This is a genomic window from Pseudomonas zeae (assembly GCF_014268485.2).
In the GTDB taxonomy this organism is placed as follows: Bacteria; Pseudomonadota; Gammaproteobacteria; order Pseudomonadales; family Pseudomonadaceae; genus Aquipseudomonas; species Aquipseudomonas neuropathica.
The window spans coordinates 4023091-4046423 of record NZ_CP077090.1 but is presented as its reverse complement, the minus strand read 5'-3'; the positions used below and the strand labels follow the sequence as shown (position 1 = coordinate 4046423).

The 23333-nt window shown below is 55.7% G+C and carries 14 protein-coding genes; 10 read left to right on the top strand and 4 right to left on the bottom strand.

The window, feature by feature from the left end; translation table 11 throughout:
- The first annotated feature begins 180 nt into the window (after positions 1 to 180).
- The 7 genes from HU754_RS17625 to HU754_RS17595 all read left to right on the top strand — a co-directional run bounded on the left by HU754_RS17625 (position 181) and on the right by HU754_RS17595 (position 15463).
- Positions 181 to 609: a contact-dependent growth inhibition system immunity protein gene (locus tag HU754_RS17625; protein ID WP_186624228.1), complete on the top strand. Its 429-nt coding sequence runs from the start codon at positions 181 to 183 to the stop codon at positions 607 to 609.
- Positions 610 to 668: 59 nt separating this feature from the next.
- Complete coding sequence (locus HU754_RS17620) at positions 669 to 1412, top strand: hypothetical protein (protein ID WP_225919919.1); 744 nt, start codon at positions 669 to 671, stop codon at positions 1410 to 1412.
- A 431-nt stretch (positions 1413 to 1843) separates the two neighbouring features.
- Positions 1844 to 12457: a two-partner secretion domain-containing protein gene (locus HU754_RS17615; protein ID WP_186624229.1), complete on the top strand. Its 10614-nt coding sequence runs from the start codon at positions 1844 to 1846 to the stop codon at positions 12455 to 12457.
- Positions 12457 to 12930 (top strand): hypothetical protein, encoded by a 474-nt coding sequence (locus HU754_RS17610; protein WP_186624230.1) that lies wholly within the window; start codon positions 12457 to 12459, stop codon positions 12928 to 12930. The genes HU754_RS17615 and HU754_RS17610 overlap by 1 nt, the downstream gene beginning before the upstream one ends.
- 487 nt (positions 12931 to 13417) lie before the next feature.
- Positions 13418 to 14026 carry a hypothetical protein gene (locus HU754_RS17605; protein ID WP_186624231.1) on the top strand — a complete coding sequence of 203 codons (609 nt, stop codon included), beginning with the start codon at positions 13418 to 13420 and terminating at the stop codon, positions 14024 to 14026.
- Positions 14027 to 14449: 423 nt separating this feature from the next.
- Positions 14450 to 14851, top strand: a complete 402-nt coding sequence (locus HU754_RS17600; RefSeq protein WP_437182471.1) for a DUF6911 family protein — start codon at positions 14450 to 14452, stop codon at positions 14849 to 14851.
- Positions 14852 to 15067: 216 nt separating this feature from the next.
- Complete coding sequence (locus HU754_RS17595; RefSeq protein ID WP_186624233.1) at positions 15068 to 15463, top strand: DUF6911 family protein; 396 nt, start codon at positions 15068 to 15070, stop codon at positions 15461 to 15463.
- Between the two features lie 88 nt (positions 15464 to 15551).
- Here the strand turns inward: HU754_RS17595 and HU754_RS17590 are convergent, their stop codons facing one another.
- Both HU754_RS17590 and HU754_RS17585 read right to left on the bottom strand, forming a co-directional pair.
- Positions 15552 to 16595: an LLM class flavin-dependent oxidoreductase gene (locus HU754_RS17590; protein ID WP_186624234.1), complete on the bottom strand. Its 1044-nt coding sequence runs from the start codon at positions 16593 to 16595 to the stop codon at positions 15552 to 15554.
- Positions 16596 to 16754: 159 nt separating this feature from the next.
- Positions 16755 to 17240 carry a flavin reductase family protein gene (locus HU754_RS17585; RefSeq protein WP_016987069.1) on the bottom strand — a complete coding sequence of 162 codons (486 nt, stop codon included), beginning with the start codon at positions 17238 to 17240 and terminating at the stop codon, positions 16755 to 16757.
- Positions 17241 to 17564: 324 nt separating this feature from the next.
- Between HU754_RS17585 and HU754_RS17580 the strand changes: the two genes are divergently transcribed.
- Positions 17565 to 18971, top strand: coding sequence for a purine-cytosine permease family protein (locus HU754_RS17580; protein ID WP_186624235.1), 1407 nt, complete (start codon positions 17565 to 17567; stop codon positions 18969 to 18971).
- 249 nt (positions 18972 to 19220) lie between these two features.
- The gene (locus HU754_RS17575) at positions 19221 to 20321 is read left to right on the top strand and encodes a polyamine ABC transporter substrate-binding protein (protein ID WP_186624236.1); all 1101 of its coding nucleotides are present in this window, start codon (positions 19221 to 19223) and stop codon (positions 20319 to 20321) included.
- A gap of 123 nt (positions 20322 to 20444) precedes the next feature.
- Here the strand turns inward: HU754_RS17575 and HU754_RS17570 are convergent, their stop codons facing one another.
- The gene (locus tag HU754_RS17570) at positions 20445 to 21419 is read right to left on the bottom strand and encodes a TerC family protein (protein WP_186624237.1); all 975 of its coding nucleotides are present in this window, start codon (positions 21417 to 21419) and stop codon (positions 20445 to 20447) included.
- Positions 21420 to 21583: 164 nt separating this feature from the next.
- On the opposite strand from HU754_RS17570, the gene HU754_RS17565 reads away from it, so the two are divergent.
- The gene (locus tag HU754_RS17565; protein WP_186624238.1) at positions 21584 to 22528 is read left to right on the top strand and encodes a Dyp-type peroxidase; all 945 of its coding nucleotides are present in this window, start codon (positions 21584 to 21586) and stop codon (positions 22526 to 22528) included.
- On the opposite strand, the gene HU754_RS17560 is transcribed toward HU754_RS17565, so the two are convergent.
- Positions 22529 to 23317 carry an AraC family transcriptional regulator gene (locus tag HU754_RS17560; RefSeq protein WP_186624281.1) on the bottom strand — a complete coding sequence of 263 codons (789 nt, stop codon included), beginning with the start codon at positions 23315 to 23317 and terminating at the stop codon, positions 22529 to 22531.
- Between the last annotated feature and the right edge of the window lie 16 nt (positions 23318 to 23333).

Below are 23333 nucleotides of genomic sequence, written 5' to 3'. Positions count from 1 at the left end.
TTTATTCAAAAAACGTGGTCTGTCCCCGTTTTATTTGAACGAAATGCAGGAGCGGATAAGAGGGCTTACCAACCATGCAGAAACGCTTAAGAATGTAAGTAACCCAGAGGCGCAAGCGGCCCGACAGGCAGCTTTGGATACTTTAAAACGTATTTCTGACTCTCTAAATGGTGCGGGTATATGAAAAAGACATTTCGTCAAATAGATGAGAGTAATGGGTTTAAGTGGGAAGTTGAGCCTGATTCTGATGAGTCTGCGCTGGAGTCATGGCACAGGTCGATTCTGGACACTCCCATAAACGAGCTTGAGATCGGCGACCTTTGCAGATCGGTCAGGCAAGATATGTATACGTCGGAATTATTGCCTGTCGTGGTTCGCGAGTTGGATAAGGAAGTGCTGGTAGGATTTCTGGATGACGCCGAGTTGCTAAAAGGAACCTCAAAATTATCGGAGGCAGTCTGGGCGAAGAATTTACTGCTGACGCAAAAAATGTTGAATATTCTGCGGCGAGATAAAGAGCTTATTGCTGCGGAGCCTCGCGCTGTCGAATATGTCGAATATGCTCAGGCGCTAGAGAGGAGACTGCTGGCAGCGCTTAATGGTAAATGACACAAGGTGAAAAAAATGTTTACCCTTGATCCTGACGAAAGTGAAAAAGGACGTTTTAAGTGTTAAAAATTTCAATCAAGATATGTTTCGCTATTGCTTCCGTTTTTTTTATAGCCCTCGCAAACGCAAGCAACTTTAAAATATCCGAAGAAAGTGAAGCTCTGTACTTCAAGGCGCTACCTTATCTGGTGGAAATTGATGAGCTGACTAGCAATTTGTACGCTGCTCGTGATCAGTTACCTATTAACGAGAAATTCCCTGAACAAAAGAAACAACAATATAAGGATGAAGTGCAAGCGCTTTTAAAGGAAGCAATGCCTTTGCTCAAGCGCTCAGCTGAGGATGGCAACCCAGCTGCGCAGTATCGTCTAGTATTTATGTCGTCGATCGTTCAACTTTCCGAAGAAGAAACCTGCAACCTGCTGAGGTCCAGTTTGAGCAATGGATTTACTCCGGCGGGATTACTAATGTTTTTCGAATGCTCCGATGAGGTTAAAACGCCTGGGTTCCGCTCACTCATCGAGGCCCTTCCTAAAAATGAAACCATTTATAAAAAATACTACCCTCAACCGACAATGCTACCGACATGTAATATCTTCAGCGATAGACGATCTTTATTTACGATCGTACCGCTAGACGAAAGAAGCTTTCGCGCCAACCTTTATATGCGCTTATCGGTTCAAATGTCGACGCCAAACCTTAATGAAGAACAGCTCAGGTATCTCAACAAAGCCGCCGAGAATGGATGCGCCGAAGCAATAATGTGGCTAAACGCTAAAACCGGTAATTCGTTGGGTGGGTAATAGATGAACAGGTGTCGGCGCAGATGTTCGTTTGGTGCCCACGGCTATAAACCAAGCCTACCCCGCCGCCCGTTGGGTCGCTGAGCATGTCAAGGAGGCAGGGGGACAAATGGAGACAGACCACGTTAAAAAAATGTGGCCTGTCCCCATTTCTCCAGAATTTATTGAGCCGAACGCAACGTTCGGCTGGCAGCCAATTGGGCTCAGGCATCGTGAAGCACGAGTCTCATCCATTAATTGACGCCAGAATTATGCCTCTCTACAATAGTGCCACTATATTGATATCACTTCTTCGTCGCGCCTAGCTCGCCTGCCGTCGATGTGACATTCGCTTATTCCTGAACGATCGCATCCGCTGACATCGTCTGCCTTGCCGGTCGGTTTTTGCGTGGATTTCCTCCCCCGACCGTTGCCCGCCCCGAGATTCTGATATGGACGTCCTTCAACTGGGTCTTCTGGCCAGTCAGCCTTCTGCTGCCGAAAAAAACCACGAACGTTTCCTGGGCATGCCTAAACGCGGACTCGCGTTCCTGCTGGCGAACGTCATGTTCTGGCAACCGATGTGGGCGCAGGCCGACGGTATTGTGGTGGCCAACCCCAATACCTCGCTGGACCGCGCCGGCAACGGCGTGCCGATCATCAACATCGCCACGCCCAATGCCAGCGGTCTGTCGCATAACCAGTTCCACGATTACAACGTCGGCGCGCAGGGGCTGATCCTCAACAACGGCTCGACGCAGAATAATCTCACCCAATTGGGCGGCCACATCATCGATAACCCGAACCTGAAAAACAGCGGTTCGGCACAGGCGATTCTCAACGAAGTCATCAGCGGTAATCCGAGCCAGTTGCGCGGCTACACCGAAGTGGCGGGGCAGTCGGCGCGGGTCATTGTTGCCAACCCTTATGGCATTACCTGCAACGGTTGCGGTTTTATCAACTCGCCACGGGTAACCCTGACCACTGGCAAACCGGTGCTCGACAACGGTCGGCTGGATCGCTTTCAGGTTGATCAGGGTTCGGTGGCCATCGAGGGCGCGGGCCTCAACGCGACCAACGTCGACCGTTTCGAAATCATCACCCGCAGCGCGAAGATCAACGCCGAGATTCAGGCGCAGAACCTGACGATTGTGGCCGGGCGTAACGACGTCAACGCACAAACCCTGAATGTCACCGCCCGCGCCGATGACGGCAGCAACAAACCGCAACTGGCGATCGACTCTTCGGCCCTCGGCGGCATGTATGCCGGCGCGATCAAACTGGTCGGCACCGAGGCCGGCGTCGGGGTGAAGCTCGACGGCAAACTGATTGCCAGCGGCGGCGATATTCAGCTCGATGCCAACGGCCAGTTGAGCCTCGCAGAAACCTCGGCCACTGGCGCCGTCAACGTCAAGGCCGTCAGCCTCGATACCCAAAGTGCGATCTATGCAGGCACCGCGCTCAATGTGCAGACTCAAGGCAACCTGACCAACCGCCAGACCCTCGCCGCCCGCGACAGCATCAGCCTCAGCGCTGGTGGTCGACTGACGAACGCCGGCACCATCGAAGCGGGCGTCAACGCCGACGGCAGCCGTAATGCCAGCGGCGATCTGAGCCTGACCGCTCAGCATCTGGACAACACCGGCAAGAGCTTGCTGGCCAGCCGCAATCTGACGGTCAACGCCGCCACCCTGAACAACCAGAACGGTACGCTCAACGCCAAAGCCATTGCCATCGGCGGTGGGGCTCTGGACAACCGCAACGGCCGGATGCTCGGCGATCTGGGCTTGAACATCGATCTCAGCGCGGCGCTGGACAACCGTGGCGGCGTGCTCGGTTCCGGTGCAATGGTCAATCTCAAAGCGGCCAGTCTCGATAACCGCGGTGCCGGTTCATTGGTCAGCGATAGCGGGCTGACGGTGCGCGTCGATGGCTTGCTCGACAACCGCGACAAAGGTGCGATCACCGCCAAAGGCGCAACAAGCGTTTCCGCCGGCACACTGTTCAACCAGGCAGGCTTGATCAGCGGCCGCAGCGCGTTGCAGCTGACTGCCGACCAGACCCTGGATAACCAGCTCGGTACGGTGATTGCCGACGGCCAACTCACGCTCACCGCCAAGTCTCTGGACAACCGCAGCGGCAACCTCGTTGGCAAGTCGGATGTCAGCGTTCAGGCGCAAAACGTCAACAACCAGAAAGGCAAGTTGATCGCCACCGGCGTGCTCAAACTCAGCGCCGATCAACTCGATAACCGCCAAAGTGGCCTGCTCGGTTCGACCAGCGCCATGACCCTGACGGTCGCTGAGCTGGATAATCGCGGTGGCGAAATCAGCACCAACAGCGACCTGCTGCTCACCGGCAAAAAGCTCGACAACAGCGACGGCGGCAAGGTTTTCGCCAGCAAGTCAGCGACGCTGACGGTTGATCAAGTGCTCAACCGCAACAAGGGTCTGATCGATGCGGCCACGCGGTTCACGCTGCACGCGCGCACGCTGGCCAACAACGGCGGGGAATTGCGCAGCCAGCAGGCCATGCAGTTGACCATCGACGATGCTTTCGATAACGCTCAGGGCAAAGTCAGCAGTGAAGCGACGCTGACAGTCAACGCCGCACAGCTGATCAACAATCTGGGCATCTTCTCCAGTGCCGCTGATTTGAACCTCGTTAGCCGTGGTGGCCTCGATAACCTGGGCGGCAAGATTGTCACCGACGGTGCGCTCGTCATTGACAGCGGCAGCCTCGACAACCGTCAGCAGGGCACGCTCAGCGGTAAAGGTGCGGTCACCGTCACCACCGGCGCATTCGATAACAGCGAGGGCTTGCTCAGCAGTGCCGACACCCTGGTCCTCGTCGCCGGGCAAGTCACCAACAATGGTGCTGGCAGTATCGGCAGTCAGGGCACGCTGACGGCGTCGGTCAAAGGGCTTGATCAACAGGGCGGCAAGCTGTTCAGCAACACGCGCCTGAGCCTGGATCTGAATCATGGTCAACTGAACAACGGTGGTTCGATCAACACTCCCGGCGCGCTGCTGCTCAAGCAACTCAACGGCGTCAACAACCAGGGCGGCACGATCTCCAGCGCGGAGGCGTTCACACTGACCGCGCAAAATCTTGATAACAGCGACGGCAGTCTCTTGAGTAATCAGGGGCTGACCCTGCGCATCGCGGCGGCGCTGGATAACGTCAAAGGCATGATCGGCGCGGCAGCCATCGATGCCCGCGCGGGGAATGTGAACAACAGCGGCGGCAGCTTGATCAGCCGTGGTGATCTTGAGCTGAACGTCGACGGCCAGTTGCGCAACGACGGCAAAGGCTTGATCAACAGCAAGGGCAATCTGACGCTGACTGCGACGGGGCTCGACTCGAGCAACGGGGGCGAAGTTTCCGCTAATGGCGACATTGACCTGGCGCTGACCTCGCTGACTCAAAACGGCGGACGACTGCTGGGTGAAAAATCGCTCACGGTGGATCTGGCCAATGGCGACCTCGACAACCAGAACGGTCTGCTCACCGCCAAAGGCCCGCTGACCCTCAAGCATCTGCGCGATCTGAAGAACCAGAACGGCGAAGTCTCCAGCAACCTCGGTTTTGCCTTGATCGGCCGAGCGATGAATAACAGCGCCGGCAAAATCATCAGCGGTGAAAAACTGTTGGTGCGCGGCACGGATTTGATCAACCAGAAAGGTCTGCTGTCCGGCTGGCAAGCGTTGGCGGTGAACGGCAACAGCCTCGACAACCGCGACGGTGGCACATTATCGAGCAAGTACGCCGATGTCAGCGTTGATCTCAGCGGCAAGCTGCTCAACGGCGGCGCGGGCGCGGTGGTCGCACAGGGCAATCTGAGCATCAACGCCGGCAGTCTCGATAACAGCGACAAGGGCAACCTCAGCAGTGGAGCAGGGCAGACCCTGACGCTGGCCGGTGCGCTTAATAACAATCAGGGCGGCCTGATTGCCAGCGATGCGGCGCTGGATATCGTCAGCACCGCGTTCAGCAATATCGGCGGCGCTATCAATGCGCAGCAGGTCATCAATGCCACGGCTACTAGCCTCGACAACAGCGGCGGACAGATCGCCAGCAACGATGCGATCACCCTCAACCTGAGCGGTGAGCTGAACAACAACGCCGGCAAACTCGCGGCTGCCGGCCCGCTGCTGATCAAGGGCGTAACCGATCTGCACAACCAGAACGGTCAGCTCGCCAGCCAGAAAAATCTGGACCTGCGCACCGGTTCGCTGGACAACAGCAACAAGGGCACCGTCGCCGCCAATGACCAGTTGCTGATCACCGCCACGGGCGCCGTCAGCAACCAGGCCGATGGCCTGATCTACAGCAAGAATGCCGATGTGCAAATGCACGCGGCCAGGCTGCTCAACGGCAAAGGCTCAATCCAGAGCGACAGCGGTCTGACCCTTGAGATCAGCGGCGACTTTGACAATCAGAGCGGCAAAGTCATCGCCCAGAACGGCGATGTGCTGATCACCGCCGCCAACATCGATAACCGTGGCGGCACGCTTTCCAGCATCAATGGAGCCTTGGAGGCGCGCACGGTTGGCGTCCTGCGCAATGGTTTCGACCTGAACAACAACCGTCAGGGTGGCATCATTCAAGCGCAGAGCCTGACGCTGTCGGCATTGGCTGGCCTGAACAACAACGGCGGGCGGATCTCGGCGCAAGCGGCAGACAGCAGCATCACCACGGCTGCGCTGACTAACGGCAGTGGCGTGCTTTATGCGAAAAAGCTGTTGGGCGTTACCGGCGCAAGCCTCGATAACAGCGGAGGCCAGATTGCCGCCGAGCGCATCGATTTCAGCCTCAGTGGTGCGCTAAGCAATGGCGCGGGCGTCATCGAAAGCGACACACAACTGAGCGTCAAAGCGGGAACGCTCGATAACCAGAACGGGCGCCTGCGCTCGCTGGGCACCACCGGCAAAACCGAATTTCAGATTGCAGGTTTGCTCGACAACCGCAATGGCGTACTGGAAACCGCTAACACGGACTTGACCTTGGCGGTCGGCAGCTTCCTCAACAGCGGCGGGCAACTCAACCACGTTGGGCGCGGCAAGTTCGATATCTCCACGGCCAATGTGCTGGGCGCGGGAGGCAGCATCGTCACCGGCGGCCTGCTGGAACTCAATGCCGATAGCTGGAACAACACCAGCGCGATTCAGGCCGGTCGCCTGAATGTCAACGTGCGCGAATTCAGCCAGAGCGCCAGCGGCAAACTGCTGGCTTCGGAGTCTTTGCAGGCCCGTGGCGGCAACTGGACCAACAACGGCTTGATTGCCAGTGATGGCTCCATCGATATGCAGTTGGGCGGAACCTATGCGGGTAGCGGTCGCCTGAGCAGTCAGCGCGGCACTTATCTCTCCGCTGCACAAATGAACCTCGGTGCGGGCGGCAGTTTTGCCGCTGGTGCGACGTCGACCATCAGCGTCGGTGGGCAACTGATCAACTCGGCACGCATTTCCTCTAGCGAAGACCTGACCGTCAACGCCGGCAGCGTTGCCAACTACGGCAGCCTCGGGGCGGCGCAGAACCTGTTCATCAACACGCCCACATTGCTCAACGATCGCGGGCTGATTTTCAGCGGCAACAACATGACACTCGGCGTCAGCACGCTGACCAACCAGCACGGCGATTTCTACGGTCTGGGCAATGTGCTGATCGGTGGATATGGCGGCGCGGCGCGGGCTGCCGGGGTCTACAACATTTCCGGTTCGATGGAGAGCGTGAAGGATTTCACGCTGAACGCTGATGTGTTCGAGAACCGTACGGAAGGCCCGTCGGCGTCGGTCGAGCGCAAGCTGATATCGGGGTTTATCGCGGCTACGTGCGGTGACTGTGTTGGCGGCACGTTCAACAATTTCCTCGCCACGCGCGAGACGTATCAATTTGTCGACAGTGATACCAGCGCTTCCGCCGTGCTTAACATCGGCAAGGATTTTGTTTTCCAGGGCGGCACGTTCCTCAACAGCAAAAGTACTGTGGCGGCGGGTGGCAACATCACCGTCACTGCTGACTCCCTGAAGAACATTGGCGCCAAAAGCGGAGTTATCGACGTTACGCGCCAGTACAACTTTGAAATGGGGACTGGCAGCACGGCAAAGTTCATGGCCGAAGTCGTGATGCCCTATAACCAGCGCAACAATCCCGATTTCCCTTCTGTGTATTACGTGATCGCGCCGCAAGGATTGATCCGCAAAGCCACAGCCACGACAGTGGGCGGCGGCATTGTCATCACCGACGACGAAACCGGTGAAAACGTCGGCAGTCGCAAATATGGCCGAGCGATGTCTGGATTCAGCGCCGGTTTCGAAACCTCGACTCCGTCGCAGTACGACCCCGATAACCTGCTGGCATTGCCGAGCGAACTGGCGCAATACCAGAAAGGCCTGGCGGTTGAAACGGAAAGCACCAGTGCGGGGCTGCCCGGTGCCGCGACCGGTCGCAACGCGGTCATTCAGGCCGCTGGCAACGTCTCGATCAACGCCACCAAGGAGGTGGTAAACGCCGTCATCCACGAGGATTACGGCTCAACCGGTGGCACCAATAAAGTCGCTGATACCAAGGTCGGTAACAGTGACACTGTCGTTGTGCGGATCAATAGCCAACTGCCGCCAGACCTCGCCCAGCAGCAAGTCAATCCGCTGAGCCTGCCAGGCTTCTCCCTGCCCACTGGTGAAAACGGCTTGTTCCGTTTGAGCGGGCAGGGCAGCACTGCAGCGTCCGGCAACGGGCCAGCGCCGACCTGGACGGTGGGCAATGAAGCGATCAGCGCTCAGGATCATTTGGCCGTCGCCACCAGTGGCGGCCCGCGCAATCTGTTTGTTGACGCCCCGGCTCAGGTTTCCGACAGCACTCGTGCGGTCGATACGTTCCATCGAACCTCAAGCACTGGCGATGACACCCGTCCGGTCACCCGCGTTACCGGCCTGCCGGACACCAAGGCACCGTCCAACCCGCACAAATACCTGATCGAAACCAACCCGGTACTCACCGACCTCAAGTCGTTCATGAGCTCCGATTACCTGCTGGAAAAACTCGGCTACAACCCCGACCAGAGCGCCAAACGCCTCGGTGATGGTCTCTATGAACAACGCCTGATCCAGCAAGCCGTGACCGCCCGCACCGGTCAGGCCTTCCTCGACGGCCAGACCTCCAACGAGGGCATGTTCAAGTACCTGATGAACAACGCCATCGCCAGCAAGGACGCGCTCAACCTGTCGGTGGGCGTCGGCCTCACGTCGCAGCAAGTCGCGGCACTGACCCACGACATCGTCTGGCTCGAAGAGCACGAAGTGAATGGCGAAAAAGTCCTGGTGCCGGTGGTGTATCTGGCGCAAGCGAATGGCCGCCTCGGCCCGACCGGGGCACTGATTGCCGGTAAGGATGTGACGCTGATCGCCGGGGAAAACCTCGATAACGTCGGTACCTTGAAAGCGACCAATAACCTGTCAGCGACGGCGGGCAAGGATCTGATCAACAGCGGTTCGGTCGAGGCGGGTAATCGGCTGGATCTGTTGGCGACCAACAACATCGTCAACAAGGCCGGCGGCATCATTGCCGGACGCGATGTCAGCCTGACCACGCGCACGGGCGATTTGATCAACGAACGGACCATCACCTCGATGGACGACAAGTACGGCTCAGTAACCCGGCATCAGGACTTTGCCGACAACGCAGCGCGGATCGAGGCGGCCAACGACCTGACCGTCAAAGCGGCCAACGACATCAATATTGTCGGTGGTGTGATGCGTAGCGGTCAGGACATGGCATTGAATGCCGGGCGCGACGTTAATGTTTCGTCCGTGCAGGTCAATAACAGTGTTTCGTTGGGTTCAAGGGCAAGTAGCAGCGATATCACTCAACTGGCCGCCGATATCGATGCCGGACGTGACTTCAAGGCCGACGCCAAGCGCGACATCAATGTGATTGCCAGTGAGATCGATGCCAAGCGTGATGTGTCGATGAAGGCTGCCGAGAATCTGGTGATCAGCTCGGCGGCGGATGAAGAGCACTCTAAATCCAAAAATAAGAAAGAGAAGCGCCAGGAGGATCATGTCACTCAGGTTATGTCCGGGATTACCGCGGGTGGCGACGTCAAACTCGATGCGGGCAAAGACCTCAGTGTGATTTCCAGCCGCGTTACTGCGGGTGATGAAGCCTACCTGGTCGCGGGAGACCGTCTCGAACTCCTGGCCGCGCAAGATACGGACTACTCGCTATATGACATGAAGAAAAAAGGCAGCTTCGGCAAGCTGAAGATGCAGCACGATGAGGTGACCGACATTAAGCACGTCGGCTCCGAAATCAAGGCCGGTGGCAACCTGACGCTGTCGAGCAAAGGTGATCAGCTGTATCAGGTCGCCAAGCTGGAAAGTGGCAACAACATCACGCTGGACAGTGGCGGGGCGATTACTTTTCAGGGGGTCAAGGACCTCCATGACGAAAACCATACCAAGACCAACAACAGCGCTGGCTGGGTGTCCTCCAAAGGTCGCGGCAATACCGACGAGACCTTGCGCCAAACCCAGATGATCGCCAAGGGCAATATCGTTATCAAGGCAGTCGACGGCCTGAACATCGACATCAAGGATGTGAATCAGCAATCCGTCAGCCAGACCATCGACGCTATGGTCAAGGCGGATCCGCAGCTGGCCTGGTTGAAAGATGCCGAGGCCCGGGGGGACGTGGATTGGCAGCGGGTGAAGGAGATTCACGAGTCTTTCAAATACGAGAACTCGGGACTGGGCCCGGCAGCACAAATCGCAATCGCCATCATGATGTCCTTCGTGATGGGGCCCGCTGGACTGGGGCTGGTAGGTGGCGGAGCCGGTGGCGCAATTGCTACAAGCCTCGCTACTACTGGGGTTACTAGCACGATTAACAATAAGGGCAATTTGGGTGCCGCGTTCAAGGAAACCTTCAGCGCTAGCAGTCTGAAGAGTGCGGCCATCGCAGGATTTACTGCGGGCATGCTCGACTATGCAGACACCAACTGGTTTGCGGCTGGCGGCAGCAAAACTGCAAATATCCTGACCAGCAGCAACATTACTGATGTCGCCATCCGCACGACGGGGCGCGCGATTATCTCCAGCGGAATTTCCACCACCATTGGTGGCGGTAGTTTTGGTGACAACTTTGGAGCGGCGTTGCTGGGTGAGGCGAGCAGTGTCGCCATGGCGACCGGGTTCAATTTTGTTGGCGATAAAACAATCAAATTCCCGGAAGGCGGCGTAGTAAAAGTTGTCGCGCATGCGCTGATGGGGGGGGTGCTTTCCGAAGCGATGGGTGGGGATTTTGCTACCGGTGCGGCAGCTGCCGGGCTGAACGAAGCGGCGATGAACGTCCTTGTTAAGTTCGCAGGCGGCAATGATCAGTTGCACTTGATGATGTCGCAGCTAACCGGGCTCGTTGCTGCCGCAGCGGTGGATGGTGATCTCCAGCAAGGTGCAAATATTGCGAGGAATGCCACTCAGTACAACTGGTTGCTACATAGAGAAGTTGTAGCTGCGGACAAAGCGCGTGCAGCTTGTGGTTCGGGAGAGGGGGCTCAAGCGTGTAAGGACAATATCACTCGGGCGGTAGCCGCATTAGATGGCGAAAGACAGCGTGAAATGGAGGAGTTTGGGCGTAAGACTCAGCTACAAGCACTACAAGAAGGGTGGACGCGCGAGCAATACAATGCAGCCATGGCGAGTTATTTTTCCGGCATTGACCCAAGGGAGCTTACAACTGTTTACCCTCCGTCGATGGATCCGGGGTTTCTGGCCAGAGAAGCGGGGATTGGCGTTGGTAACAATGCTGTTGCTCTGCCAGGTGAGGCAGTTAAGGCAGCGGAATCGATCTGGAAGGCAGTGTCATCACCTTTAGACACGATTGGTGCAATCGCTGGGGGCATAGGTGGGTTAGCGGTGGGGTTCAAAGACTGGATTACCAGTCCGATCCCGTCGCATACGCTGGAAAAACAGTTTGATAAAGTAGCGACCGCGTCCGCCCAAGAGTTGGGCGGTATGGCTTTCGATGCGGCCACCGGGCTTGTCACCGCCTATATTGGGGGCAGAGCCGTTGAATGGGTTGGTGGGAAGTGGGTTAGTGCAAAAGGCACCGCGGGAACCCCAGTAACGAAGGGGCCTTGCTGCTTTGCTGCGGGTACGAAAGTTTCTACACCGCAAGGCGACCGCGTTATTGAGTCGCTCAAGGTGGGAGATGTTGTCTGGAGCAAGCCTGAGAAAGGGGGCAAGCCGTTCGCTGCCGCCATTCTGGCAACGCATCAGCGTTCGGATCAGCCGATCTACCGCCTCAAGCTCAAAAGTGTTCGTGGCGCTGGCGCAGCGGAAGGCGAAACCCTGCTGGTTACGCCGAGCCACCCCTTCTATGTACCCGCCAAACGTGACTTCATTCCTGTCAAAGATCTGGAACCGGGTGATCTGCTGCAGTCACTGGCTGATGGCGACACCGAAAACACCTCGTCCGAAGTCGAATCGCTAGAGCTGTACCTGCCCGAAGGCCAAACATACAATCTGACGGTCGATGTGGGGCATACGTTCTACGTTGGCGAGCTCAAGACCTGGGTACACAACACTGGGCCTTGTGATTTGCCTCCGGATTATTTTGCGGGTGGTGAAAAAGCTACTGGTGGCGCTGCCGGAAAGGTAGACGAGTTTATTCCTCCAGGAATGGATCGCCCATTCCGTTCTGTTAACCCAGAGTTTCCGCCGAGCAAATCTGTTGTTGATGCAATGGAGAGCCCGCAAATTAAAAACATGGTGGGTTGTTCCAGAACAGACTGTTCAGATATTGCAAGCAAGTTGTTTGATGCTTCAGGTGGTAAAGGGACGGTTATTGAGGTTCGTCCTGCGAGAGCTGGCGATTTAAATGTTTATGAGAATGGAGTTAAAGAGCCGGGTCAGTTTTATCACCAAGTCTATACTGATGGTCGATATGTTTATGATCCACGGCTATCGTCAAACCCTATTCCAAAAGGGGATTGGGAGCAGCATATTAAAAATATTAACCCGAGCGGAGTATCGATCTCTGATAGGTTGAAGGGGTTGAAGTAATGGGCGTGACTAGAATTTTAGACTCGGAAGGTGAGCTGCTTAACATTCTTCATGACTTGAGTGCACTTGAGTGGAGAAAGTATGGGCAACGTAATCCAGAGGTCTGGATGGGTGATCATTTTGAAAGAGAGGATCGTTCGAGATTTCCTCCATATATAGCTTTTCGATTTGAAAAAGAAAGTGAGTATATTATCTCTATTTTGAATGAGGTGATTGGTTCATATAATGGCTTGATTTCTTGGGTGCTGATGGGTCGTGAGCGTTATGCGTCCTCTGGCATGAATTGGGTAATTGAGCCTGCATATATTAAGGAAGTAGAGGCTAAAGCCCAATCTTTAGGGCAGTCTTCTGGAAGCTATCTTGCCAAGTATGAACCTGAGTTTGGCTCTATTGCCTTTGAAGACTTGGTTGGGTTAACTGAGTATATTCGTAAAAAATTCTCAGAATTGAATATCTCAGCCAATGAACTATAGATGTCTTGGCTTGGATAAATTGTGGACGGACCCTGAGGGATCCCCACAAATCTACTCCAGGCTCTGCTCCTGATGATGCACCTCATCACGCAGAGCTTTCTCAGGAATAAATGGGGACAGACCACGTTTAGAAAGCACTCTGAAAACGTGGTCTGTACCCTTTTTACCCCCCATAAATATGGTCCAAGCTATGGCTCCAATGGGAAAGAGACGAGGGTCAACAGTGATTAGTCTTCAAGATAAATGGGGACAGACCACGTTTAAAAAGTACTCCGGAGAATAAATGGGGACAGACCACGTTTGAAAAGCACTTTGAAAACGTGGTCTGTCCCCGTTTTACACGAGATCCGACAGCGCCAAAAATTGTAGATCCAAGTAAGCCAGGTACTGCTCTGGAGCTCCCCCAAATATGGGAGTCACTGCTTGAAAAAAACTCGAGCAATGCACGTGTCTACTCTCAAGAGGCCTTTTTAAAGGAGTTTGGGCATTGATTTTTAACAAAGCAATATTTGAAGACTTGTGGAGCGGGGAAAAAAGTATTTGCTTTTTTGTCCATAAAGCAAAGTGCTATTGGGTTTTGGACCATAAATATAATTTTTCTCTAGATGCGGAGAAGGACTATCTTGGATACTTGAATAAAGGTCATATAACACAGGACCAATATGCGCAAGCGTGCAAGGAATTTAGAGGCGGGCTTTTAAAGCTGAAGTCGGAAAATTTTCTTCAATATTTAAGTTGCGTAGGTGAGGGGGTACTTGTTAGAGAGGATTTTGAAGGGGTCTTTGACATGGATGGTGATTGTAATGCTGGAAAACTGTTGAGTAGAATTGAGAATTATTATTTGTCAGGAGTAGAGCTGAATGTAGATGAGTTCAGTTTTGCTGGGCGATTGGCATCTCGATTACCGATGTTTTATGTGAATTTTGATAGAAAAATATACCTGCACATGGACTTTGGCCGATCCCATGAAGATCTTGCATATCCTGATTGGTTTTCCAAGTGCTCAGATTTCAATTTCTTGATACCAGATGTAGAGCGATATTGGGTTAGGTGTGGTGACTATTGGAAGTTCAGGTTTGTTCAGGGTTTTTATTAGAAGCTGATTTTGAAAATCGAACACCCAATTAGCCGAAAGAACAAGGGGGTTAATGGGCGGGGCAGCAGAGAAAAGGTGGTAGATTTATTTAAATCTATGAGGGCTTTTTTTCTACGATTAAATAAATATGTCCAATTTTTATTCCCTTTTTATTCGATGATCGAGAAAGCTTAAAAAAAGACGAAGTTATCTATGTCGCTTTCGGAAAATAGATATTTGTTAGCGCAAATACTGAGCGGGAATTCACCAAGCGCCGTATTGAGCATGATGCTTCAGGTCGCTCATGATTTGGATAAATACGCTTTGGCAGATATTTTTTTGGAGAGGTTTGATCGTTTGGAAGAAAAATGGGGACAGACCACGTTTAGAAAACGCTCTGAAAACGTGGTCTGTCCCCTTTTTACCCTTAAGGAGAGGAATTAGATGGTAATCGGAGGGTATACGCTTAGTCCTGAGTACGGTAGATTGCAAATCCCTCTTGTTCATCAGCCGACTATGGATGATATTAAATCCATTATATTTGAGTATAGTAATTTCGATGGCGTAACTTCATTGTCTATGACGCCTGCACCTGAAACAGGGCCTTACGAAATTAATCTTTATGCTGATTCTGGAAATTATCTTCTGATGTTGAATCAATACCTGGATGATGGCGGGCACGTTGTGCGCACCCTTAATAATACGTCAGCTGGAACAAAGCTGGTTGACATTCTGGGTGATTGGTATCAGGCAAGTTTAATTACAAGAGATATAGGGGTCGTAGTCTCTTGTTTCCAAGGATTTTTATGTTCTGGCGATGTAAGTTCATTAGTGTTAAGCGTTTAGAGTGGCGGCAAAAGTACAGAAGATCCCTGCCCAGGCATTTGCTAAACCTGCTAAGGCGTCCAAGGGGATAAATGGGGACAGACCACGTTTAGAACGCACTCCAAAAACGTGGTCTGTCCCCGTTTGCCTGCCGTTTGCCTGCCATCAAAGAGCTTGTGACAGGTAAAATGCTCTATTGGCGCCCTGGAATGAAATCAGTAAAAGAGGTGAAATAATATGAAGCGCTCTCTCTCTTGGACGGTCGGTTTTGGCAGAACCTGTGAAGGTGGCACGCAAAGAGATCCATCTTGGAATGATGTCGTTGCGCATCTTGAAGAGTCCTGCCGAAATTTGGGGAGTGTAACCCTGGATATTGAAGAATTAGCAGGCTTCGAACTCTTGACATTGCAGGTTGTTGCAGATACGGGCAAGTACGCACTGACTGTCGGCGTTGATGATGGCGATGACTACGATGTCAAAGTATTTTGCGGCGATAAAAATCGTGGCGGAATCATGCGTATCCAAGGCGACGCCGTTGCTGGTTCAGCCATCTGCTCAAATTTTGAGATTGTCGTGGAGATATTCAAGCAGCTCTTCGACAGTGGCCGAGTGTCGCCAGCGCTCATGAACTGACGTTTAATTCGAGCGACTCCGGCTAAAACAAAAAACGCCCCGATCAACCGGGGCGTTTTTCATTTATCGAACACTAAATTCCGGATGCTCACCGAAACGCCGGCACCACATGCTTGATAAACAGCTCCAACGACTTCTTCTTCTCGTCATGCGGCAAGCTGTTGTCACACCAGAAACTGAACTCATCCACCCCCAGTTCCTGGTAGTACTTGATCCGCGGAATGATCTCTTCCGGCGTACCAATCATTGCGGTCTTGTGCAGGCTCTCCAGTTCAAACTCCGGACGGCCGGCGAACTTCTCTTCCGGGCTTGGCGCGAGGAAGCCGTTGACCGGGGTTTGCTTGTTGCCGAACCACGCATCGAAGGTGCGATAGAACCGTGAGATCGCTTTCGCCCCGACTTTCCAGCCATCCGGGTTATCAGCGGTGTGCACGTGGGTGTGGCGCAGCACCATCAATTGCGGACGCGGCACGCCAGGGTTGTTGTCGAGTGCAGTCTGGAATTTGTTCTTCAGGTCGAGGACTTCCTCGTCGCCCTTCATCAGCGGCGTGACCATCACGTTGCAGCCGTTGGCCACGGCGAAGTTGTGCGAATCCGGGTCGCGGGCGGCGATCCACATCGGTGGGTTCGGCTTCTGGATTGGTTTCGGCACGCTGGTGGAGGTGGGGAATTTCCAGATATCGCCGTCGTGGGCGTAGTCGCCTTGCCACAGGGCGCGGACCACCGGGACCATTTCGCGCAATGCCTGGCCACCGCTGGAGGCTGGCATGCCGCCGGCCATGCGATCGAATTCAACCTGATAGGCGCCACGGGCCAGGCCGACTTCCATGCGGCCATTGCTGATGACGTCGAGCAACGCGCATTCACCGGCAACCCGCAGTGGGTGCCAGAACGGCGCGATGATGGTGCCGGCGCCGAGGTGGATGGTGGTGGTTTTGGCGGCGAGGTAGGCGAGCAGTGGCATCGGGCTTGGCGAGATGGTGTATTCCATGGCGTGGTGTTCGCCGATCCACACGGTGCTGAAACCGCCGGCCTCGGCCATCAGGGTCAGTTCGGTGAGGTCTTCGAACAGTTGGCGGTGGCTGACGCTTTCGTCCCAGCGTTCCATGTGGATGAACAGGGAAAATTTCATGACGCTTCCTCGGATCTTTTGTTGTTGAGGCTACAAAAATCAGCGGGAGTGAGCGGTTCGCGATCGCGCTGTGTCAGTCGCTTGCTGCGTCGCTTGTAACACTGCTTTCGCGAGCAGGCTCGCTCCCACATTTGATTTGCATAGGGCTGGAGGTTTTGATCAGGCCAGGACGGGCAGGGCGCCCATCTTGCCGTGGCAATACACCAGCGGCCCGGCGATCTGTTCGGGGACGATCAGGTTCTTCACCGCGCCGACCATGATGGCGTGGTCGCCGCCTTCGTATTCGCGCCACAGCTCACACTCGATGATAGCTGTCGCGTTGGCCAGGATCGGGTTACCCAGTTCGCTCAAGGTCCATTCGATGCCTTGCGCCTTGTCCTTGCCTTTGCGGGCGAAGGCGTAGGCCTCGCTTTGCTGGCCGCCGGAGAGAACGTGAATGGCAAAGCGCTTGTTCTTGATCAGTACCGGGTAGGAATCGGAGCTGTAGTTGGGGCAGAACAGCACCAGCGCCGGATCCATCGACAGCGAGCTGAACGCACTGGCCGTCAGGCCGACGATCTGGCCGTCATCGTCCAGCGTGGTGATAACGGTTACGCCGGACGGGAACGAGCCCATGACTTGTTTGTAGATGGCGGCATCGATCATTGGTCGGTCCTCGGGTGTGGTGCTGCTGTTTTTATGTGTTTGTTGGTCTGATGGTATACCAGTATTCGATCTTTGCAAGGCCTTTTAAGCTGAACCGATAAACGTGCCGCGTTCGTCGGAAACTCAGCATTTACGGGGCTTTCGGCTGGTCTGCAGGCCACGGTTTCAGCGACGATGGCGTATCAGCTGGCGTCGTAAACTACGGATCAGTCTTGTGAATTGTTTGGAATACCATAATATGGTCTGCATCTGAGGGGCGGCCAGAGAGTCCCCCCGGTTTGGCTTCATACAACGATAAGAACAGACAAACTCGAGTTCATGCATATGTCCCAGATGTCCCGGCAAGATCCGTTGATCGAGAACCATACGGTCGACTACGTCCCACTCGCGGAACGCCACGGGAAGGCCCGCGACCTATTCACTCTTTGGTTCAGCACCAACATTGCGCCACTGCCCATCGTCACCGGCGCCATGGTGGTTCAGGTGTTCCATCTCGATTTGCTCTGGGGGCTGCTGGCGATTGCGCTGGGGCACATGATCGGCGGCGTGGTGATCGCGCTGGCCTCGGCGCAAGGCCCGCGCATGGGCATTCCGCAGATGGTCCAGAGTCGCGGCCAGTTCGGCCGTTATGGCGCGCTGTTGATCGTGTTTTTTGCGGCGATCATCTACATCGGCTTTTTCATTTCCAACATCGTCCTGGCGGGTAAATCCATCGTCGGCATTGCGCCGTCGGTGCCGGCGCCATTGAGCATTCTGATCGGTGCACTGGCGGCCACGGCGATTGGCGTGATCGGCTACAACTTCATCCACACGCTGAACCGCATCGGCACCTGGGTGATGGGCAGCGCGTTGCTCGCCGGGTTCATCTATATCTTTGCCCATGACTTGCCGGCGGATTTTCTCACTCGCGGCAGTTTTAACTTGTCCGGCTGGCTGGCGACGGTGTCTCTGGGGATCATCTGGCAGATCAGTTTCTCGCCGTACGTGTCCGATTACTCGCGTTACCTGCCGGCAGACATTGGCATTGCCAAGCCGTTCTGGGCGACTTATCTGGGCGCGACGCTGGGGACGATTCTATCGTTCAGCTTTGGCGCCGTTGCGGTGCTGGCGACTCCGGAAGGTACCGAAGCGATGGTCGCGGTCAAGCAATCGACCGGGTGGCTCGGGCCGATTCTGATGGTGTTGTTTCTGCTGAATATCATCAGCCACAACGCGCTGAATCTGTATGGCGCGGTGCTGTCGATCATTACCTCGATTCAGACGTTTGCCAGCCAATGGACGCCGAGCATCAAGGTGCGCGTGGTGTTGTCGAGCGTGGTGCTGGCCGGTTGCTGCGTGGTTGCGCTGGGTGCATCGGCGGATTTCATTTCCGAGTTCATCGGTTTGATTCTGGCGCTGCTGCTGGTGCTGGTGCCGTGGGCGTCGATCAACCTGATCGACTTCTACCTGATCAAGCGTGGCTGCTACGACATTGCTTCGATCTTCCACGCTGACGGCGGAGTTTACGGGCGCTTTAATCTGCACGCGATCATTGCCTACTTCATCGGCATCCTCGTGCAACTGCCGTTCGCCAATACCTCCCTGTACGTCGGGCCGTACGCCAATCTGGTCGAGGGCGCGGACTTGTCCTGGCTGGTGGGCCTGGTGGTCACCGTGCCGTTGTATTACTGCCTGGCCACACGCGGCCAGACTCAGCAGAGCAGGGCGGCGAGATTGGGTTACACCGACTGAGCTGATCCGTTACTCGACAATGCCCGGCCAAGTGCCGGGCATTGTTGTTTCCGCATCCCGGCGGTCAATCAAATTGGCCACATCGATCCCCTTTTGGCCCATCCCCCACTGTGCTCCAGCTACGCTGTCAGCAAGAATCAAAACCACAACAAGACGCTCGACCCTTTTTACCCTTGGCTACCTTTACAGCCGCTGCCGTGTACAGAACATAAAAACCATCGAACTCACGCTGCCTTTTGGGGAACAACCATGGTCACGATGAAACGCATTCTGGGTGCCACTGTGTGTGGGCTGACGCTGCTGGCCGGCGCTGTCCAGGCTGAGCAACGCGAGCTGCGCGTGTACAACTGGGCGGACTACATCCTGCCGTCCGTGCCCAAGGATTTCGCTGCAAAAAGCGGCATCAAAGTGACCTGGGACACCTTCGACACTAACGAATCCCTCGAAGCCAAGCTGCTGACCGGCAACTCCGGTTACGACCTGGTGGTGCCGTCGAACCAGTTCCTTGAAACGCAGATCAAGGCTGGCGTGTTCCAGAAACTCGACAAGTCGAAACTGCCGAACTGGAGCCACCAGGATCCGGAGTTGTTGAAACTGCTGGGCAAGAACGATCCGGGCAACCAGTACGGCGTGCCTTACATGGTCGGCACTGTGCTGATCGGCTTCAACCCGGCCAAAGTCAAAGCGGCACTGGGCGACAACGCGCCGGTGGACAGCTGGGATCTGGTGTTCAAACCGGAGAACATGGAAAAACTCAAATCCTGCGGTGTGGCGATGCTTGACTCGCCGACGGAAATCCTCCCGTTGGCCCTGCATTACCTGGGCCTCGACCCGAACAGCCAGAACCCCGCCGACTATGAAAAGGCCAAGGAGCTGATGCTCAAGGTTCGCCCGTACGTGACCTACTTCAACTCGGCCAAGTACATGACCGACATCGCCAACGGCGACATCTGCGTGGCGATCGGTTACTCCGGCAGCTTCTATCAGTTCGGCAACCGCGCCAAAGAGGCGAAAAACGGCGTAGTGGTCGACTGGCGTCTGCCCAAGGAAGGCGCGCCGATCTGGTTCGACACCTTCGCCATTCCGAAGAGCGCGAAGAACGTCGCCGAAGCGCATGAATTCCTCAACAACCTGCTCGATCCGAAAGTGATCGCACCGATCAGCGACTTCCTCGGCTACCCGAATGCAAACAAGGATTCGATGCCGCTGATCAACAAGGAAATCACCGGCAACCCGAACCTGACACCGACCCCCGAAGCGCTGAAAAATCTCTACGTCGTGCAGCCATTACCGCAGAAGCTCGAGCGCGTGCGTACTCGGGTGTGGACCAACATCAAGTCCGATAAATAACCAACACCGCAATCCAAATGTGGGAGCGAGCCTGCTCGCGAAAGCGGAGTGTCATTCAACTTCGATGTTGACTGGTCCGACGCCTTCGCGAGCAGGCTCGCTCCCACAGGGTTTTGTGGTGTGTCATTCCGTGCGGCGTTCGGCATCTCTGGTCATGACCAAGCTGAGCAGGACTGAGCCAAGGATCACCCCACCCACCACCGCCAGCGACCACTCCACCGGCATGTGCAACCACGGCATCAAGACCATCTTGCCGCCGATAAACACCAGCACAATCGCCAGCCCATACTTGAGCAGATGAAAGCGGTCCGCCATATCTGCCAGCAGAAAATACAGCGCGCGCAGGCCCATGATCGCGAAGATATTCGAGGTGAAGACAATGAACGGATCAGTCGTCACGGCGAAGATTGCCGGGATGCTGTCGACCGCAAACATCAAGTCACTGGCCTCGATCAGCACCAGTACCAGAAACATCGGCGTGGCCCAACGCACGCCGTTGTGCAGGACGAAAAAGCGTTCGCCATGAAAGCTGCTGGTGATGCGCATATGCCCGCGCACCCAACGCAGCAACGGATTCTTGTCCAGGTCCGGCTGATGCTCGGCAAACACCAGCATCTTGATCCCGGTGATGATCAGGAACACGCCGAACGCGTACAGCAGCCACTCGAACTGCGACACCAGCCACACACCGGCGAAAATCATCACCGCGCGCATCACTATTGCCCCGAGCACGCCGTACAGCAGCACCCGCCGCTGTAACTCCGGCGGTACGGCGAAGTAGCTGAAGATCATTACGAAGACGAACATGTTGTCGATCGACAGCGATTGTTCGATCAGATAACCGGTGAGGAATTCGAGGGTTTTCTGCCGGGCAATGTCAGCGCCGAACGCGCCGTGCAGATACCACCAGAGCAGCGCCGCGAAACTCAGTGCCAGCAAGCACCAGGCGATGACCCAGGACAAGGCTTCGCGAACCGACACCCGATGCGCCTTGCGCCCACCGAAGACAAACAGGTCCAATGCCAGCATGGCAAGCACGAAGACGATGAAGGCGGCCCACATCCACGGTTCGCCGATATTGATGTTGGTAGGTGGCATGTCACGCTCCCTGTCTATTCTTGGATTGGCGTCAGACGAGGCCATGCTAGCGACGAGTTTGCGGCAAAGAAAAATCGTTTATTTCTACGCAACAGTTCGATAAAAACGAACTATCTGCCCTCGTTATCAGCTCGGGCATTTTTTACGGAGCAATGTTTTCAGCGATGAATACCGACATTCTCGAACCTCAAGCGGTGTGCAGTCCGATCACCAGCAGCGCAATATTCATCGTCGCGACGCTGAATGCCGGGCCTCAAGCAGCGCAAACCGTCAAAGACTGGTGCGGCGATGTTGCCGGGCTGGTGCGTTCGGTTGGCAAGCGCGTACCGACCGGCAATCTGACCTGCATCTGCGGCTTTTCCTCGAACGCCTGGGATCGCCTGTTTGGCAATCCGCGCCCGGCGTCGCTGCACGATTTTCGCGAGTTTGGCGAGGAAGGGCGGCACGCTCCGGCAACCCCGGGCGATCTGCTGCTGCACATTCGCGCCGATCAAATGGACCTGTGTTTTGAACTGGCCACGCAGATCATGGCGGTTCTCGGTGATGCGGTGACGGTGGTCGATGAGGTTCAAGGATTTCGCTATTTCGACATGCGCAGCATCATCGGTTTTGTCGACGGCACGGAAAATCCGGTCGGGCGCAAAGCGGTCAACTTCACCATTGTCGGTGACGAAGACCCCGACTTCAGCGGCGGTAGCTACGTGCTGGTGCAGAAATACCTGCACAACATGACCGCGTGGAACGGCCTGAGTGTTGAAGCACAGGAGCGCGTTATCGGTCGCACCAAGCTCTCCGATATCGAACTGGATGACGCGGTCAAACCGAGCAACTCGCACAGCGCACTGACCACTATCACCAACGCAGCCGGCGAGGAAGTGAAAATCCTCCGTGACAACATGCCGTTCGGCCGGCCGGGAGCCGGGGAGTTCGGCACGTTCTTTATCGGTTACGCGCGCTCGCCCGAGCCGATCGAGCAGATGCTGGAAAACATGTTCGTCGGCAAGCCACCGGGTAACTACGACAAGTTGCTGGATTTCAGCACCGCCGTCACTGGCAGCCTGTATTTCGTGCCGTCAGCGGACTTGCTGGAAGCACTGGCGGATCGCTGATCAGCGAAAAAACTCCCCCGGCGTTTCGCCAAACTGTTGGCGAAACGCGGCGATAAACGCCGAGGTCGAGTCGTAACCACAGGCCAGCGCAACGTCGGTGACGCGTTCGCCTTTTTCCAGCGGTGTCAGTGCACCGAGCAGGCGCAAACGCTGGCGCCAGGCGCGGAAGGTCAGGCCGGTGTCACGTTGAAACAGGCGGGTAAGGGTCTTTTCGGTGACGCCGAACTTCTCGCTCCAGTGGCTCAGTGTGGTCTGCTGTTCCGGGTGTTGCTCCAGGCTCTGGTAGATCTGCTTCAAGCGGGCGTCTTGTGGCAACGGCAGCATCAGATCGATCTGCGGCGCCTCGACCAGTTGATCAAGGATCACTTGGGCGAGGCGTCCATGCGGGCCGCTCTGGTCGTATTCCACCGGGACCTGACTGAACGCGCGGATCAGCTCCCTGAGCAGATCGCTGACACCGAGCACATGGCAGCGCTCAAGCGCCCATCCGGCGACGCTGCAATCGATGTAGAGACTGCGCATTTCCGTGTGCGGCGAGCTGAACACCCGATGCGGCACGCCCGCCGGGATCCACACGGCGCGCTCCGGCGGAGCGACAAAGCGGCCGGCGCTGGTCTGGATTTCCAGCACGCCCTGAATCGCGTAGGACAGCTGCACCCACGGGTGACTATGCCGCCGGGTCAGGGCGCGATTGGGCAGCGATTCGGTGCGGCCGTAGAGAGGACGCGGCAGGCTGGGCAGCCCGGGAATGCTGCGGCGCACGCTTTTGTCATGTCCTTTAGGCGGCATCTTGTGGCCCTTCGGC

Excerpts from the sequence above, each read along its gene's own strand:
- HU754_RS17625 (WP_186624228.1), top strand. The coding sequence starts at position 181 with ATGAAAAAGACATTTCGTCAAATAGATGAGAGTAATGGGTTTAAGTGG.
- HU754_RS17615 (WP_186624229.1), top strand. The coding sequence starts at position 1,844 with ATGGACGTCCTTCAACTGGGTCTTCTGGCCAGTCAGCCTTCTGCTGCC.
- HU754_RS17610 (WP_186624230.1), top strand. The coding sequence starts at position 12,457 with ATGGGCGTGACTAGAATTTTAGACTCGGAAGGTGAGCTGCTTAACATT.
- HU754_RS17600 (WP_437182471.1), top strand. The coding sequence starts at position 14,450 with ATGGTAATCGGAGGGTATACGCTTAGTCCTGAGTACGGTAGATTGCAA.
- HU754_RS17595 (WP_186624233.1), top strand. The coding sequence starts at position 15,068 with ATGAAGCGCTCTCTCTCTTGGACGGTCGGTTTTGGCAGAACCTGTGAA.
- HU754_RS17590 (WP_186624234.1), bottom strand. The coding sequence starts at position 16,595 with ATGAAATTTTCCCTGTTCATCCACATGGAACGCTGGGACGAAAGCGTC.
- HU754_RS17585 (WP_016987069.1), bottom strand. The coding sequence starts at position 17,240 with ATGATCGATGCCGCCATCTACAAACAAGTCATGGGCTCGTTCCCGTCC.
- HU754_RS17580 (WP_186624235.1), top strand. The coding sequence starts at position 17,565 with ATGTCCCAGATGTCCCGGCAAGATCCGTTGATCGAGAACCATACGGTC.
- HU754_RS17575 (WP_186624236.1), top strand. The coding sequence starts at position 19,221 with ATGGTCACGATGAAACGCATTCTGGGTGCCACTGTGTGTGGGCTGACG.
- HU754_RS17570 (WP_186624237.1), bottom strand. The coding sequence starts at position 21,419 with ATGCCACCTACCAACATCAATATCGGCGAACCGTGGATGTGGGCCGCC.
- HU754_RS17565 (WP_186624238.1), top strand. The coding sequence starts at position 21,584 with ATGAATACCGACATTCTCGAACCTCAAGCGGTGTGCAGTCCGATCACC.
- HU754_RS17560 (WP_186624281.1), bottom strand. The coding sequence starts at position 23,317 with ATGCCGCCTAAAGGACATGACAAAAGCGTGCGCCGCAGCATTCCCGGG.